Source organism: Cellulomonas sp. Leaf395, from assembly GCF_001424125.1.
Classification (GTDB): domain Bacteria; phylum Actinomycetota; class Actinomycetes; order Actinomycetales; family Cellulomonadaceae; genus Cellulomonas.
The window spans coordinates 839203-853797 of the sequence record NZ_LMQI01000001.1; the positions used below are offsets into that span (position 1 = coordinate 839203).

General features: G+C 72.6%; 13 protein-coding genes. 1 reads left to right on the top strand and 12 read right to left on the bottom strand.

Features of this window, described 5'->3' with window-relative positions; all coding sequences use genetic code 11:
- Window positions 1-44: 44 nt before the first annotated feature.
- The 8 genes from ASG23_RS03865 to ASG23_RS03900 all read right to left on the bottom strand — a co-directional run bounded on the left by ASG23_RS03865 (window position 45) and on the right by ASG23_RS03900 (window position 9461).
- Entirely contained in the window at window positions 45-2000 is a 1956-nt protein-coding gene (locus tag ASG23_RS03865; protein WP_056020231.1) for an endonuclease/exonuclease/phosphatase family protein, read from the bottom strand.
- Between the two features lie 23 nt (window positions 2001-2023).
- On the bottom strand, window positions 2024-3340 hold the full coding sequence (gene efeB / locus ASG23_RS03870) for an iron uptake transporter deferrochelatase/peroxidase subunit (RefSeq protein WP_056020799.1): 1317 nt from the start codon (window positions 3338-3340) through the stop codon (window positions 2024-2026).
- 65 nt (window positions 3341-3405) lie between these two features.
- Window positions 3406-4605 (bottom strand): iron uptake system protein EfeO, encoded by a 1200-nt coding sequence (gene efeO, locus ASG23_RS03875; RefSeq protein WP_056020234.1) that lies wholly within the window; start codon window positions 4603-4605, stop codon window positions 3406-3408.
- A 30-nt stretch (window positions 4606-4635) separates the two neighbouring features.
- The gene (gene efeU / locus ASG23_RS03880) at window positions 4636-5496 is read right to left on the bottom strand and encodes an iron uptake transporter permease EfeU (protein ID WP_056020237.1); all 861 of its coding nucleotides are present in this window, start codon (window positions 5494-5496) and stop codon (window positions 4636-4638) included.
- 112 nt (window positions 5497-5608) lie between these two features.
- Complete coding sequence (locus ASG23_RS03885; protein ID WP_056020240.1) at window positions 5609-6115, bottom strand: NUDIX domain-containing protein; 507 nt, start codon at window positions 6113-6115, stop codon at window positions 5609-5611.
- A gap of 7 nt (window positions 6116-6122) precedes the next feature.
- On the bottom strand, window positions 6123-7922 hold the full coding sequence (locus ASG23_RS03890; protein ID WP_056020243.1) for an acetyl/propionyl/methylcrotonyl-CoA carboxylase subunit alpha: 1800 nt from the start codon (window positions 7920-7922) through the stop codon (window positions 6123-6125).
- Between the two features lie 211 nt (window positions 7923-8133).
- Complete coding sequence (locus tag ASG23_RS03895; protein WP_056020248.1) at window positions 8134-8703, bottom strand: hypothetical protein; 570 nt, start codon at window positions 8701-8703, stop codon at window positions 8134-8136.
- Window positions 8704-8819: 116 nt separating this feature from the next.
- Window positions 8820-9461, bottom strand: coding sequence for a nucleoside triphosphate pyrophosphatase (locus ASG23_RS03900; RefSeq protein WP_056020250.1), 642 nt, complete (start codon window positions 9459-9461; stop codon window positions 8820-8822).
- A gap of 143 nt (window positions 9462-9604) precedes the next feature.
- Here ASG23_RS03900 and ASG23_RS03905 point away from each other — a divergent pair, with 143 nt between their 5' ends.
- On the top strand, window positions 9605-10321 hold the full coding sequence (locus tag ASG23_RS03905; RefSeq protein WP_442856802.1) for a vitamin K epoxide reductase family protein: 717 nt from the start codon (window positions 9605-9607) through the stop codon (window positions 10319-10321).
- 48 nt (window positions 10322-10369) lie between these two features.
- On the opposite strand, the gene ASG23_RS03910 is transcribed toward ASG23_RS03905, so the two are convergent.
- Genes ASG23_RS03910 through ASG23_RS03925 form a run of 4 tightly spaced genes read right to left on the bottom strand, consistent with a single transcriptional unit; the run spans window position 10370 to window position 14567 of the window.
- Complete coding sequence (locus tag ASG23_RS03910) at window positions 10370-12094, bottom strand: DUF885 domain-containing protein (RefSeq protein ID WP_056020253.1); 1725 nt, start codon at window positions 12092-12094, stop codon at window positions 10370-10372.
- A 57-nt stretch (window positions 12095-12151) separates the two neighbouring features.
- On the bottom strand, window positions 12152-12382 hold the full coding sequence (locus ASG23_RS03915) for an acyl-CoA carboxylase subunit epsilon (protein ID WP_056020256.1): 231 nt from the start codon (window positions 12380-12382) through the stop codon (window positions 12152-12154).
- Window positions 12379-12969, bottom strand: a complete 591-nt coding sequence (locus tag ASG23_RS03920; RefSeq protein WP_056020259.1) for a hypothetical protein — start codon at window positions 12967-12969, stop codon at window positions 12379-12381. The genes ASG23_RS03915 and ASG23_RS03920 overlap by 4 nt, the downstream gene beginning before the upstream one ends.
- A complete protein-coding gene (locus ASG23_RS03925; RefSeq protein ID WP_056020262.1) occupies window positions 12966-14567 on the bottom strand; it encodes an acyl-CoA carboxylase subunit beta in 1602 nt (533 codons plus the stop codon). The genes ASG23_RS03920 and ASG23_RS03925 overlap by 4 nt, the downstream gene beginning before the upstream one ends.
- Window positions 14568-14595: the final 28 nt, after the last annotated feature.

Below are 14595 nucleotides of genomic sequence, written 5' to 3' on the forward strand. Positions count from 1 at the left end.
GTCGAGTGTGCCCTCGGCTGCGCGGAGGGTCACATCGGCCGGTCTCAGTCGACCGTGAGCTCGACGACGACGGGCCGGTGGTCGGAGAGGGTCGTGGCCGGGACGGTGGTCGTAGCGAACGTCACGCCCTGCCCGAACACCCAGTCGATCTTGTAGGCCGGGTCGGTCGCGGGGGACGTGAGCAGCTCGGAGTCGGAGGGGACCCAGCCCGCGGCCTCCAGCAGCTCGATCTCCGGCCAGCCCGGCTCCGCGTTGACGTCCCCGGCCAGGACCGCGGGCGGTGTCACCGGCTCCGCCTCAGCCAGGGCCTCGAGCTGCTCCAGCCGGGTCGGGGTGTTCGACTCGCGGTGCTGCGTGTGGATCGACGTGACGCGCAGCGAGGTGCCGTCGGCCGTGGTCAGGGTGGTCGACAAGGCGCTGCGGCTCTGCGGTCCGGCGCCGTACGGGAGGGGGTGCACGACGACGTGGCTGAGCTCCGAGCGCGCCAGGACCGCGTTCCCGAACTGGTGGTCCGCCGCCGAGCCGAAGTGGATGGTCATGTCCAGCCGGTGCGCGAGCCAGGTCGCCATGTCGGACCCGCCTCCGAACACCCAGCCGCGCTGGACCTCCTGCAGCGTGACGACGTCGGGGTCCTGCGCCTCGATGGTCGCCGCGATGCCCTCCAGGTCCACGGCGGTCAGCGGCGAGACGCCGTAGTGCAGGTTCCAGTCGACCAGCGTCAGCGGCTCGTCGGCAGCCCGCGCGGGGACGTCGGCGCCGGTGGTGCTCGTGGTCGACGGCACCAGCCCGATCGCCGCGAGCACGACCGCGGGCAGGAGCAGCAGCCGCACCGAGCTGGTGCGGGCGGGCAGCCGGTCGGGGCTGGTGATCGCGGGGACCGCCCCCGGCGTGCGCCGGCGCAGGCCGGACAGCGCCAGGCCGAGTGCGGCGAGGACGATCACCCAGACGTTGTCGACGGGCAGCGGGACGTCGTAGTCGAGCATGTAGAGCAGCAGCGGACCGATGGTGCCCAGTCCGACCACGAGCGTCGCGGAAGCCGTGCGCGCGATCCCGCGGGGCGCCGGCCGGTGGGCACTGAACGCCGCGGACAGCACGATGCCGAGCGTCAGCTGGAGCACCACCACGGCCACCAGCGCCGCGATCCCGGTGAGCCACAGCGCGCACGCGACCCCGGCGACGAGCAGCACCGCGGCACCCACGCGCACCCCGCCCGGCCACGGGTCGGGCCGCAGCAGCGTCCAGGCACCGAGCGCGTTGGCGACGACGACCACCAGCCCCGCCCACCCGAGCGCGACCCCCGACTGCGAGGCCACGAACGCGGGGTTCGCGACGATCATCGCGGCGAGCGCCAGGAACAGCCCGAGCACCCACAGCCGCCGCGGACGTCCGGTCGCCTCCGCCGCCGACGCGGCGGTGAACGCGACCAGTCCTCGGGCGGTCACGACGACACCGACCGCGAGGACGACGGCGACCGCCCAGCCGCCCCACCCGTCGCGCGACACCGCGTCCCACGTCCCCAGCACCAGCTGGAGCCCGACGGACAGGCCGCAGCCGATCATCAGCCCGATGGCGGCCTGACGGCCCCCCGCGGGGCGGCCGGCGACGAACGCGACGGCCAGGGTCAGCACCCCCACGGCCACGGCGACGGTCACCAGGCCGACGACGAACAGCGCTCCGCCGTCGAGGGCCTGGATGACGAGGCGCAGCGTCCCGAGCACGGCGGAGCCGACCAGCAGGGTGCGGGCGTCGGGCGTGCCCGACGTGCGGCGGACCGCGAGCAGCAGGAGGGCCGCGACGAGCCCGGCGGCCGCGTACGTGCCCAGCGCGGTCAGCGCGGCGTCCACCACGCCTGCGGCGAACGCCCGGTCCAGCAGCGGACCGCTCGCGCGGATCATCTCGACGCACAGCACCGTCAGCAGGGCGACGAGCCAGACCCGCGTCGGGGTGCCGGCGTCGGGGGGAGTCCGGGCGGGCGTGCCGGCGGGCGGGGTGGACGTCACGCGCGCGAGATTACCCCGGGCGGTCAGGCGAACAGCTGTTGCCCCACGAACGGGCTGTCGTCGGTGGTCACCGGTGTGCCGTCCGGGCCGGTGACCAGCGATCCGTCGGGGACGCCGGGAGGAACCGCGAACAGCCCGGAGCCGGTGTGGGTCAGGTACTCCATGAGGACGTCGTCGCGCGACAGCATCGCCTGCACGGGGATGTAGTGGGTGCGCGGGTCCCGCACGAACGCGAGGAAGAACAGCCCGGCGTCGAGCCTGCCGAGCGCGTCGTTTCCGTCGGTGAAGTTGTAGCCGCGGCGCAGCATGCGTGCGCCGTCGTGGGTCGACGGGTGCGCGAGACGGACGTGCGAGTCGACCGCGATGAGCGGTGCGCCGTCGCGGCCCTCCTGGGTGAAGTCCGGCTCGGTGAACTCCGTGCCGCCCGAGAGCGGCGCACCCTCGCCCTTGGTGCGGCCGACGAGGTTCTCCTGCTCCCGCAGCGAGGTGCGGTCCCAGGTCTCGATGCGCATCCGGATCCGGCGCGCGACGAGGTAGGAGCCGCCGGCGAGCCAGGCGGGCGAGGAGTCGGCCGGCACCCAGATGTGCTCGTCCAGCGCGTCGGTCTCCTCGGCCTTGACGTTCGCCGTGCCGTCCTTGAACCCGAACAGGTTGCGCGGTGTCTTCTGTGCCGTGCTCGTGGACGACGTGCGGCCGTACCCGAGCTGGGTCCACCGGATCGTCGCGCTGCCGAACGCGGCGCGGGACAGGTTGCGGATGGCGTGCACCGCGACCTGCGGGTCGTCCGCGCACGCCTGGACCACCAGGTCACCGTCGCTGCGGGCGGGGTCCAGGTCGTCGGCCGCGAAGTGCGGGAGGGCGACGAGCCCGTCGGGCAGCCGGTCTGCGAGGCCGAACCGGTCCTCGCCCGGCGTCCCGTCGGGGCTGGGGGTGCCGACGAACATCGACCGACCGAAGCCGAACGTGATCGTCAGGCCCGCCGGGGGGAGGTCCGCGGCCTCGCCGGTGTCGTCCGGGGGAGCGTCGTAAGGTCCCGACGCCGGTCCGAACGGCCCCGCCGACAGCCCCTGGGTGAGCCGCGCGGCGATCGTGGTCCACCGCCGGAGCAGCGCGACCAGCTCGTCGCGGGACGTCGTCGTGAGGTCGAACGCCGCGAGGTACAGGCGGTCCTGCGCGGGCGTGACGATGCCCGCCTGGTGCACGCCCGTGAACGGGTAGGTGCCGACGGCCGTGGACGCGACGGCCGGTTCGGGTGCCGTCGCGCGCCCGACGCCGAAGCCGAGCGCGACCCCGGCGGCAGCGAGACCGCCACCGAGGCCGAGGACGGCGCGCCGGGACATGCCACTGCCCCGGGCGTCGGGCTCGTCGTTCGGGTCCGTGGGGGCGGACACGGGCACTCCTTCGGTCAGGCTCCGGTCACCGTGGTGGTGAGCTGGGACAGCGGTTCGGAGAGTGCGTCGACCGCGGCGGCGAGGGCCTTGACCTCGGCATCCGTCAGCTCGTCGTAGTAGGTGAAGCCCGTCTCGAGCGACCCCTGCTCGGCGAGCAGCGCGTCGATCTCCTCGAACCGGGTGGCCAGGGTGTCGGCCAGCTCGGGGTCCTCGGCCTCGACGACCTCTGCGAGGACCTCGTAGCCCACGCGCGCGCCGTCGACGTTGGCCTGGAAGTCCCACAGGTCGGTGTGCGACCAGATCTCCTCCTCGCCGGTGACCTTGCCGGTGGCGACCTCGTCGAGCAGCTCCTTGGCGCCGTTGGCGATCTGGAAGGCTTCGAAGCTGAAGTCGGGGGAGTTGACCTCGTCGACCAGCTGCTGGGTGTACGTCACCAGGTCGGCCGCGGCGGCGGCCCGCTGCTCCGGCGTGAGCGCCACGTAGACCACCCCAGCGTTGGCCTCGGGCGCGGGCTGCCACAGGTCCTTCTCGATGAGGTGCCAGCCGCTCCAGGTGGCACCCTCCTCGACGTCCGCCTCGCGCAGGTCGAGCAGCGGGTCCAGGTCACCGAACGACTCGGCGACGGGCTCGACCCGCTCCCAGTGCGCGCGGGTGTCGGCGTACAGCGACCGGGCGGTCTCGTCGTCGCCCGCGGTGTACGCGGCAGCGAACGCCTCCGTGCCGGAGATGAGCGAGCCCACCTGGTCCTTGACGTACGCGACGTAGGACGCCTCGGCGGCCGCGAGCTGGTCCGCGGTGTCACCCGTGGGCCCCACCTCGACGCCGCTGTCGTTCACCGTGAACTCCGCGCGGATGCCGTCGCCGACCATGCCGGGCTTGCACGCCGTGTAGTACGTGCCGGGCTTGACCTGGACGACCAGGTCACGGGTCAGGCCGGGGCCGACGTTCTCGACCTCGGAGATCACGCGCAGGCCGTCGTCGCCCAGCAGGTAGAACTCGGTGACGTCGTCGCCCTCGTTGGTGACCGCGAACCGCACGGTGCCGGAGTCGGCCTCGACCGCGGACACGTCGCACGCGTCGGCCGTCGAGGTCACCGTGAGGGCGCCCGCGCTGCCGGAGGCACCGGGCTCCGCCGGGTCGTTGGGGACGCACGCGGCGGCGAGCGGCAGGACGAGCGCCGCCAGGGCGGCGGCGATCGTGGGACGGCGGGACATGGATCTCCTAGGCGAGGGCGGCTGGTGGGTTCAGGCGGCGGTCGCGCGCACGGCGGGAGCGACAGCGGGAGCAGACGGCCGAGCGGGCGCGGAGCCCCACGTGGTGCGGATGAAGAAGTACATCGTCGGCACGATGTAAGCGGTCCAGGCGAGCGCCTGGAGCCAGGTCGTGGCGGGTGAGAAGTTGACGGTGCCCTTGAGCACGGAGCCGTACCAGCTGCTGGGCGGCACGGCAGCGGAGACGTCGAAGACCAGGTTGTTCAGACCCGGCAGGATGCCGGCCTCCTGCAGGTCGTGGACGCCGTACGCGAGCACGCCCGCGGCCACGACCACGAGGAACAGACCGGTCCACGCGAAGAACTGACGCAGGTCGAGGCGGATCGCGCCGCGGTACACGAGCCAGCCGAGCAGCACCGCGGTGGCGAGGCCGAGCGCTGCGCCGATCAGCGGCGCCGCGTTGCCGCCGGTCGCCTGCGCGCCGGCCCACAGGAACAGCGCGGTCTCCAGGCCTTCACGGCCGACCGCGAGCAGCGCGACCACCAGCACCGCGCGCTTCCCGTGGCCGACCGTGTGGTCGAGCCGGTGGTGCAGGTCGCCCTTGAGGTGGCGGGCCGTGCGGGCCATCCAGAAGATCATCCAGGTGATGAGTCCCACGGCGATGATCGACAGCGTGCCGCCGATGGCTTCCTGCGCCTCGAACGACAGGCCCGAGGGGCCGAAGGTGAGGAGGGCGCCGAACCCGAGCGAGACGAGGACCGCGATCCCGACGCCGGCCCAGAGGGCGGGCAGCTGGTCCCGGCGACCGGTCTTGACCAGGTAGGCGACGAGGATGCTGACGACCAGCGCGGCCTCGAGGCCTTCGCGCAGGCCGATCAGGTAGTTGGCGACCATGAGTGTCTCTCGACTGGGGAATGATGAGGCGAGCCTTACCTCACCTCGCGGAGACTACTCTCGGGGACGAGCCGGGCGCGACCCGATCCGCGGAGTGAACCTGTGATGCGGGTCACCGACCACCGAGGGCCACGATCCGGTTGCGCAGCACCGGCCACGCGGCGGCGAACGCGGGGAGCAGCGGGAGGTCGGCGACCTCGTCGACCGGCACCCAGCGCAGCTCGACGCTCTCGGTGTCGGTGACGGTCGGGTGGACGGGACTGACCTCGTCGGCGATCACGGTGGTGTACGACCAGTCGGCGTGCTGCAGCACCCGCGACTCGCGCAGCCGGACGCTCACGCGGTCGATCCCGGCCTCCTCCTCGGCCTCGCGCAGTGCGGCGTCCTCGGGGGACTCACCCGGCATCCGCGCACCGCCCGGCACGCCCCAGGTGCCGCCCTGATCGCTCCACAACGCCCGGTGCTGCAGGACGACGGCGACCGGGGTGCCGTCGGGCTCCCGACGCACCAGGAGCAGCCCCGAGGCACCGTGCAGACCCCAGTGCCGACGACCGCACTCGCACTCGACCCACCCGTCGCCGGGCTGGCGCAGGCGGTGGAACGGTGGCGCGTCGCTCACGCCGGGGTCAGCCGACGATCTCGCAGATAGCCGTGCCCGCGCTCACGCTGGACCCGACGCCGGCCGACAGAGCGGTGACCGTCCCGGCGCGGTGCGCCACGAGCGGCTGCTCCATCTTCATGGCCTCGAGCACCACGACGAGGTCGCCCTCGGCCACGGTGGCGCCCTCCGCCACGGCGACCTTGACGATCGTGCCCTGCATCGGCGAGCTCAGCGTGGTGCCGTTCCCGCTGGTCGCGGCGCGCGCCACCCGGCGGACGGGCCGGCGTGCGGACGGGCCGGCCGAGCCGCGACCGCCGGTGGCGGGTCCGCGGCCCAGGGCCAGGGCGGCGGGCAGGACGACCTCGAGCCGCTTGCCGCCGACCTCGACGACCACTCGCTCGAGCACGGTCGGCTCGTCGTCCTCGTCCTGCGTCGCCTCGGGCGCGGCGCTGAGCGCGGCGACGGTCTCGGCGAACTCCGTCTCGATCCAGCGCGTGTGCACCGAGAACGGCTGCGCGGGGTCGATGGGGGCGAACGCCTCCGCGTCGAGCACCGCACGGTGGAACGGGACGACCGTCGGGATGCCGACGACCTCGAGCTCGGCCAGCGCGCGACGAGCCCGCGCGAGCGCCTGCGGGCGGTCGGCGCCCGTGACGATCACCTTGGCGATCATCGAGTCGAACAGGCCGGAGACGCTGTCGCCCTCGACCACCCCGGAGTCGACGCGCACCCCGGGGCCGGACGGGAACCGCAGCCGGCTGATGCGGCCGGGCGCCGGCAGGAACCCCTTGCCCGGGTCCTCACCGTTGATGCGGAACTCGATCGAGTGGCCGCGGGGCTCCACGTGGTCGTACCCGAGCGGCTCGCCCGACGCGATGCGCAGCTGTTCGAGGACCAGGTCGACACCGCTGATCTCCTCGGTCACCGGGTGCTCGACCTGCAGACGCGTGTTGACCTCGAGGAACGAGATGATGCCGTCGGCGGAGACCAGGAACTCGCAGGTCCCGGCGCCGACGTACCCGGCCTCGCGCAGGATCGCCTTCGACGACTCCACCAGCTGGGCGTTCTGCTCGTCGGTGAGGAAGGGCGCGGGCGCCTCCTCGACCAGCTTCTGGTGCCGGCGCTGCAAGGAGCAGTCACGGGTGGACACGACGACGACCGTGCCGTGCTGGTCCGCCAGGCACTGCGTCTCGACGTGCCGCGGCCGGTCCAGGTACCGCTCGACGAAGCACTCGCCGCGCCCGAACGCCGCGACCGCCTCGCGCGTCGCCGACTCGAACATCTCGTCGATCTCGCTCGACTCGCGCGCGACCTTCAGGCCGCGGCCCCCGCCGCCGAACGCCGCCTTGATGGCGACCGGGAGCCCGTGCTCCGCGACGAACGCGTGGATCTCCTCGACCCCGGCGACCGGGTCGGGCGTGCCGGCGACGAGCGGTGCACCGGCGCGCTGCGCGATGTGGCGCGCGCTGACCTTGTCCCCGAGCGCGTCGATGGCGGCGGGCGGGGGACCGATCCAGACCAGGCCGGCGTCGAGGACGGCCTGGGCGAAGCCGGCGTTCTCGGCGAGGAAGCCGTAGCCGGGATGCACGGCGTCGGCGCCGGAGCGCCGCGCGACGTCGAGCAGCTTGGGGATGTCGAGGTACGTCTCGGCCGCGCGGGCACCGCCCAGCGCGAACGCCTCGTCGGCGACGCGCACGTGCAGCGCCTCCCGGTCGGTGTCGGCGTAGACGGCGACGGAGCCGATCCGGGCGTCGCGACAGGCTCGGGCGATGCGGACGGCGATCTCACCGCGGTTGGCGATGAGGACCTTGGAGATGGCGGGCACGGCTCACCGTAACGCCCGGCGCGTGCCGGACCCCCGCACAGGGCGTGAGCCTCGGCAAGACTGTCGATCTGACCAACCGTCCAGGGCGGTCGTTTGTAGGGATCCTCAGGTGCGGTGCCCGTGGCGACCCGATTGCGCGGAGGGAGTTGTCCGGTCGCCACAAGCACGACGAGCCCGGTCCCGTGCGGGACCGGGCTCGTGAAGGTGCTGGTCAGGCGTTGACGAGGACCTTCTCCTCGACCGGAGCGGCCGTCGGTGCGACGGGGACGGTCGCGGGTGCGATGCGGCGCAGGGCGAAGCCGATGATGCCGAAGACCACGCCGATGCCCATCACCAGGGCCGCGACGCCGAAGGCGACGACCGAGGTGAACAGCGACGCGCGCAGGAACGAACCGTTCATGACGGTGGCCTTCTGGCCGTTGACCTTGGCGTAGTCGGGGTCGGCAGCCATCTCGGCGGGGGTCAGACCCTCAGCCGTGAGCTTCTCGCCGAGCGCCTTCGCCTCGCCGCTGACCTCGGCATACGTCTTGCCCTCGGTGGCTGCGAGCGCGTGGTGCTTGATGATGTCCGCCTGCGAGAACGCCTCCCAGGGGGTGTCCACGAGCTGACCGCCGAAGGCGGACGCGTCGGGCGAGACGGTGATGTTCTCGGCCTTGAGGTTGGTGGAGACAGCCCCCCAGGTCACGCCACCCGCGATGAAGAACACGGCGCCGGCGATGATCGCCAGCAGGCCGGAGACGCGGACGAAGCGGTTGCTCTGGACAGCAGAGTTGTTGGACATGAGTTCTTCCTCGGGTGCCCGGCGCGGGCCCGGCCTACCCGGGCTCCGGTGGGCCTCTCGGGCTGGCCCACACGATGATCGTTCCCGACCGCCGCCGCCCCCGTTAGGGACCTAGGTCATACGCTGCGCCACAGGTCCGGGATGCTCACACCGACCTCGCCGAGCAGCTCGCGCAGCAGCGGCAGGCTCAGGCCGACGACGCCGTGGTGGTCGCCCTCGATCCGCTCCACGAACGGGCCACCGAGACCGTCGATGGTGAACGCACCCGCCACGGCCAGCGGCTCACCCGTCGCGACGTACGCGTCGATCTCCTCGTCGGACAGGTCGGCGAACCGGACCGTCGTCGACGACGTCGCCCCGAGCATCGCCGGCACGCCGCGCTCGTCCATCAGCCAGTGCCCGGTGTGCAGCACGCCTGACCGTCCGCGCATCGCGCGCCAGCGGGTCGTCGCCTCCGCAGCGTCGACGGGCTTCCCGTAGATCTGCCCGTCCAGCTCCAGCATCGAGTCGCAGCCCAGCAGGAGCAGGTCGTCCGCGTCCTCGAGCTCCGCGGGCAGGTTCCGGGAGACGTCCTCCACCTTCGACTGGGCCAGCAGCAGCACCGCGTCCGCGGGGTCCAGCGCCCCGAACCGGTCGTGGGCGGACGCCAGGACCGCCTCCTCGTCGACCGTCGAGACGGCGACCAGCGGTTCGATCCCGGCGGCGACGAGGGTGGCGCGGCGGGCGGGTGAGGCGGAGGCGAGCAGCAGACGGGTCACGACGGGCGAGCCTAGTTCGTGCACGGGTCGGGACCTCCGACCCGTGCCCCGCGCACAGGGCACCAAGGCACAATGGGGCGGGCTGTGGTCGGCGCGGCGGACGACCCCGCCGGTCCGAGGGTCACGAGGGACGAGGAGACACCGTGGGTGACGCGACGAGGTCGTCGGCGACCGGGACGGACGACGGTGCCGTCGACGACATCGACGACATCGACGACATCGACGAGCTCGACGAGGTCGATCCGGACCCCGACCTGCTGCTGCCGCCGTCGCAGGCGTGGCGGGCGCGGACCGCGATCGAGATGGTCATCTCGGGGGTGCTCGGACTCCTCGCGTCGTTCGTGCTCTCGATCGAGGCCCTCACTCTCGCGGCGGACCCGAACGCGTCGTTCGGCTGCGACCTCAACTCGGTGATCAGCTGCAGCGTCGTCGCGCAGAGCTGGCAGGCCTCGCTCTTCGGGTTCCCCAACGCGTTCCTCGGCATCGCCGCCGAGGCGGTCGTGATCACCGTCGCCGTCGCGGTCCTCGGTGGGGTGCGGTTCCCGCGCTGGTTCATGCTCGGCGCGCAGACGATCTACACGCTCGGCTTCCTGTTCGCGTGGTGGCTGTTCTACGAGGCGTACGTCGTCATCGGCGCGCTGTGCCCGTGGTGCCTGCTCATCACGGTCACGACGACGCTGGTCTGGGCGGGCCTGACCCGGTTGAACGTGCGTGAAGGCGCGATCAACTTCCCGGGTCGCTGGGGTCCCGCCGCTCGACGCTTCGTGGACCACGGCAACGACTGGTTCGTCACCATCGCGCTCATCGTGCTGCTCGCGGTCGCGATCTTCGCGAAGTACGGCTCGATCATCCTCGCGTGACCCCCGCACGACGGGCCGGTGGCAGGAGCCACCGGTCCGTCGTCGTCCTCAGCCTGCGAACGCCGTCCTCAGCACGTCCAGCGGCAGGGAGCCCATGCTCAGCGCGCGGGCGTGGAAGGCGCGCAGGTCGAACTCCTCGCCCTTCGCCTCGGCCTCAGCGGCCGCGGCGTTCCGCGTCTGCTCCCAGAGGCGCTGGCCGATCTTGTACGAGGGCGCCTGGCCCGGCCAACCCAGGTACCGGTTCCACTCGAACCGGATGAACGACTCGGGCATGTTCACGTTGGCCTTGAGGAACTCCCAGCCCTTGTCGGCGTCCCAAGTCCCGCCGCCCCACTCCTGTGGTGCCTCCAGACCGAGGTGGACGCCGATGTCGAAGACCACGCGGGCGGCGCGCATCCGCTGGCCGTCGAGCATGCCCAACCGGTCGCCCGGGTCGTCGAGGAAGCCCAGGTCCGCCATCAGCCGCTCGGCGTACAGCGCCCAGCCCTCGCCGTAGCCCGACGTCCAGCACGCCAGCCGGCGCCACGTGTTCAGGGTCGCGCGCTGGAAGACCGCCTGACCGATCTGCAGGTGGTGGCCCGGGACGCCTTCGTGGTAGACGGTCGTCTTCTCGCGCCAGGTGTTGAAGGTGGTGACCTCCGGCGGCACCGACCACCACATCCGGCCGGGGCGGCTGAAGTCGTCGCTGGGGCCCGTGTAGTAGATGCCACCGTTCTGCGTGGGGGCGATGCGGCACTCGAGGGCGAGCACCGGGACGGGGATGTCGAAGTGCGTGCCGTCCAGGGCCTCGATCGCCGCGTCCGACGTCTCCTGCATCCACGCCTGCAGCGCCGCCGTGCCGTGCAGGGTGCCGGCGGGGTCCTCGTCGAGCTTCGCGATGGCCTGGGCGACGGTGGCGCCCGGTCCGGCGATCTGCGCGGCGACGGCCTCCTGCTCGGCGACGACCCGGGCGAGCTCCTCGAGCCCCCACTGGTACGTCTCCTCCAGGTCGACCGTGGCGCCGAGGAACGCGCGCGACCACAGGGCGTAGCGCTCGCGGCCCGCTGCGTCCGCCTGCGGTGCCTGCGGTGCCAGCTCGTCCCGCAGGAACGCAGCCAGCGTCGCGTAGGCCCCACGAGCCGCCGTGGCACCGTGCTCGAGCTCGGCGCGGACCAGGGAGCACGCGGCCGACTCGTCCAGCACCGCGTCCACGCCGGCGCCGGTGATGAAGGTGGTGAAGAACGACGTCGCCGGGTCTGCCAGCTCGTCGGCCTGGCGGGCGGCCTCCTCGATCTGACGGACCGCGGCGACGGCGCCGGTGCTCGCGGCGAGCCGCAGCGACTCGATGTAGCCGTCGACCGCGAACGGCAGGGCGTTCAGCCGGGCCGCGATGTTCGACCACGCCTCGACGTCGTCGGTCGGCATGATGTCGAAGACGTCGCGCAGGTTCTGGACCGGGGACGCGATGTTGTTCAGGTAGCGCAGGTACTCGCCCGCCTCGTGCAGCTCCAGCTCCAGGCCGAGCCGCTCGCGCATCGCGGCCAGGGTGATCTGGTCGACCTCGTCCGTCGGGGCGGCGCCGTCCAAGGACAGCAGGGTGCTTCGCGTGAGCTCCGCACGGGCCTCGAGACCTGCCGGGGAGTGGTCGGTCATCTCGTGGTCGTGCCCCGCGATGCCCATGCTGGTCGCTGCCAGGGGGTCGAGGGTCGCGTACGCGGTCATGTACGCCTCGGCGATCGTGTCGATCGGGGAGGGTGCGCGCTCAGTGAGCGCGTCCGGGGTGGTGGGCGTCATCGTCACCAGCCCGACCCTACCCGCGAGTAGCCCGAGTGCCGGGGGTGATCCTCCGGGTCAGCCGCGCAGGCTCCAGCGCCACGCGTCCGGCCCCGGTCGCAGCCCGACGCGGCTGCCGCGCATGGTCCGGCGTCGGTCGGCCCAGGGGGCCGCGACCGCGTGGTCCTGCTCCTCGGCCAGGCGGGCGCGCTCGGTGGCCGCGGCCATCAGGCCTGCCACCAGGGCGGCCAGCTCCAGGTCGTCCGGGGTGCCGCGGACCACCTGCACGTCCGGGTCGCGCGCGCTCACGAGCGTCCTGTCACGTCGTCGTCCTCGTCCCCGTCATCGTCGTCGTCGTCTTCCTCGAACGCGACCGCGGCCCCGCGGGACGCGCCCCACTCGCCGACCTCGAACCCGGCGTCGACCAGCCGCTGCGCCAGGTCCGCGCCGCCTTGCTCGACCACGTCCAGCACGGACTCCAGCGACAGGTCCGACGTTCCCGCCGGCGGTCCGACGACGAACCCGAGGTGGAACGTGTCGATCTCGGCGTCGCTGCGCGGGGCGTCCGCGTCGCCGTGCTGGTCGTCGCCCCACGACATCCCGGTGAGGTCGGCGTGCAGTCCCAGGCGCTCGTGCAGCAGGTCGTACAGCTGCGCGTTGAGGCCGCCGATCTCCGACTCGAGCACCAGGATCCGGGGATCCTCGTCGGCCTCCCTGGACCCGAACTCCGCGCGGACGCCCACTGCCGCGTCGACGTACCCGTGCAACGCGTCGGCCAGGGCCGCGACCGCCGCGTGCAGGTCCGTCGCGTCGACCCCGACCAGCGGCTCGGGGCCGTGGGCCGGGTCGTCGTGGCCGCCATGCTCATCGCGCTCGTCGTGCTCGTGCTCGCTCACAGGGGGATGTTCCCGTGCTTCTTGGGCGGCAGGCTGGCGCGCTTGGTGCGCAGCAGCCGCAGGGCCTTGGTGATCTCCGCGCGGGTCTGCGCCGGTGCGATGACCGCGTCCACGTACCCGCGGTCGGCCGCGTCCCACGGGTTCACGATCGCCTCCTCGTACTCGGCCGTCAGCCGCCGGCGTTCCGCCTCCGCGTCGCCGCCCGCCGCCGCGACGGACTTCAGGGCGCCGCGCTGCAGGATGTTCACCGCGCCGCCGGCACCCATCACGGCGATCTGCGCGGTGGGCCAGGCCAGGTTGACGTCGGCGCCGAGCTGCTTGGAGCCCATGACGATGTACGCGCCACCGTACGCCTTGCGGGTGATGACGGTGACGAGCGGGACGGTGGCCTCGGCGTACGCGTAGATGAGCTTGGCGCCGCGCCGGATGATGCCGTTCCACTCCTGGTCCGTGCCCGGCAGGAAGCCCGGGACGTCGACGAACGTGAGCACCGGGATGTTGAACGCGTCGCAGGTCCGCACGAACCGCGCGGCCTTCTCGGCGGCGTTGATGTCAAGCGTGCCCGCCATCGCCAGGGGCTGGTTGGCGACGATCCCGACGGGGTGCCCCTCGACGTGCCCGAAGCCGATCAGCACGTTCTTGGCGTACAACGGCTGGACCTCGAGCAGGACCCCGTCGTCGAGCACGTGCTCCAGGACCGTGCGCATGTCGTACGGCTGGTTGTCTGAGTCGGGCAGGAGCGAGTTGAGCTCCTCGTCGGCCTCGCTGACCTCCAGGTCGGTGTGGTGGTCGAACGTCACCGGGTCCGTGAGGTTGTTCTGCGGCAGGTAGGTGAGCAGCGAGCGCACGTAGTCGAGCGCGTCGTCCTCGTCCGAGGCCATGTAGTGCGCGACGCCGGAGCGGGTGTTGTGCGTCGTCGCGCCGCCCAGCTCCTCGAAGCCGACGTCCTCACCGGTGACCGCACGGATGACGTCGGGACCCGTGATGAACATGTTGGAGGTGCCGTCGGCCATGACGATGAAGTCCGTCAGCGCGGGGGAGTACACGGCACCGCCGGCCGACGGGCCCAGGATGAGGCTGATCTGCGGTATCACCCCGGACGCGGCGACGTTGCGACGGAAGATCTCCGCGAACTGCGTCAGCCCCGCCACACCCTCCTGGATCCGCGCGCCACCGCCGTCGCTGATCCCGATCAGCGGGACGCCCGTGCGCAGCGCCAGGTCCATCACCTTCGTGATCTTCTGGCCGTGCACCTCGCCCAGGCTCCCGCCGAAGACCGTGAAGTCCTGCGAGTAGACGCAGACCGGGCGACCGTCGACCGTGCCGTGCCCGACGACGACGCCGTCACCCGGGATCCGCTTCTTGTCGAGGCCGAAGTTGGTGGAGCGGTGCCGGACGAACGCGTCGAGCTCGGTGAACGAGCCCGGGTCCAGGAGCTGCTCGATGCGCTCGCGGGCGGACCGCTTGCCGCGCGCGTGCTGCTTGTCGACGGCTCCCTGCTCGGCGGCCTCGGCCGCCGCGTAGCGGTCGGCGAGGTCGGCCAGCTTGGCGGCCGTGGTGCGGGGGGCCGTCTCGACGGGCTGCTGGGTGTCAGTCACTCGACCGAGGCTAGTTGTCGGAGCCCTC

Bases quoted from the DNA above. Each gene is read 5' to 3' on its own strand.
- efeB (WP_056020799.1), bottom strand. From the start codon at position 3,340: ATGTCCCGGCGCGCCGTCCTCGGCCTCGGTGGCGGTCTCGCTGCCGCC.
- efeO (WP_056020234.1), bottom strand. From the start codon at position 4,605: ATGTCCCGCCGTCCCACGATCGCCGCCGCCCTGGCGGCGCTCGTCCTG.
- efeU (WP_056020237.1), bottom strand. From the start codon at position 5,496: ATGGTCGCCAACTACCTGATCGGCCTGCGCGAAGGCCTCGAGGCCGCG.
- ASG23_RS03895 (WP_056020248.1), bottom strand. From the start codon at position 8,703: ATGTCCAACAACTCTGCTGTCCAGAGCAACCGCTTCGTCCGCGTCTCC.
- ASG23_RS03910 (WP_056020253.1), bottom strand. From the start codon at position 12,094: ATGACGCCCACCACCCCGGACGCGCTCACTGAGCGCGCACCCTCCCCG.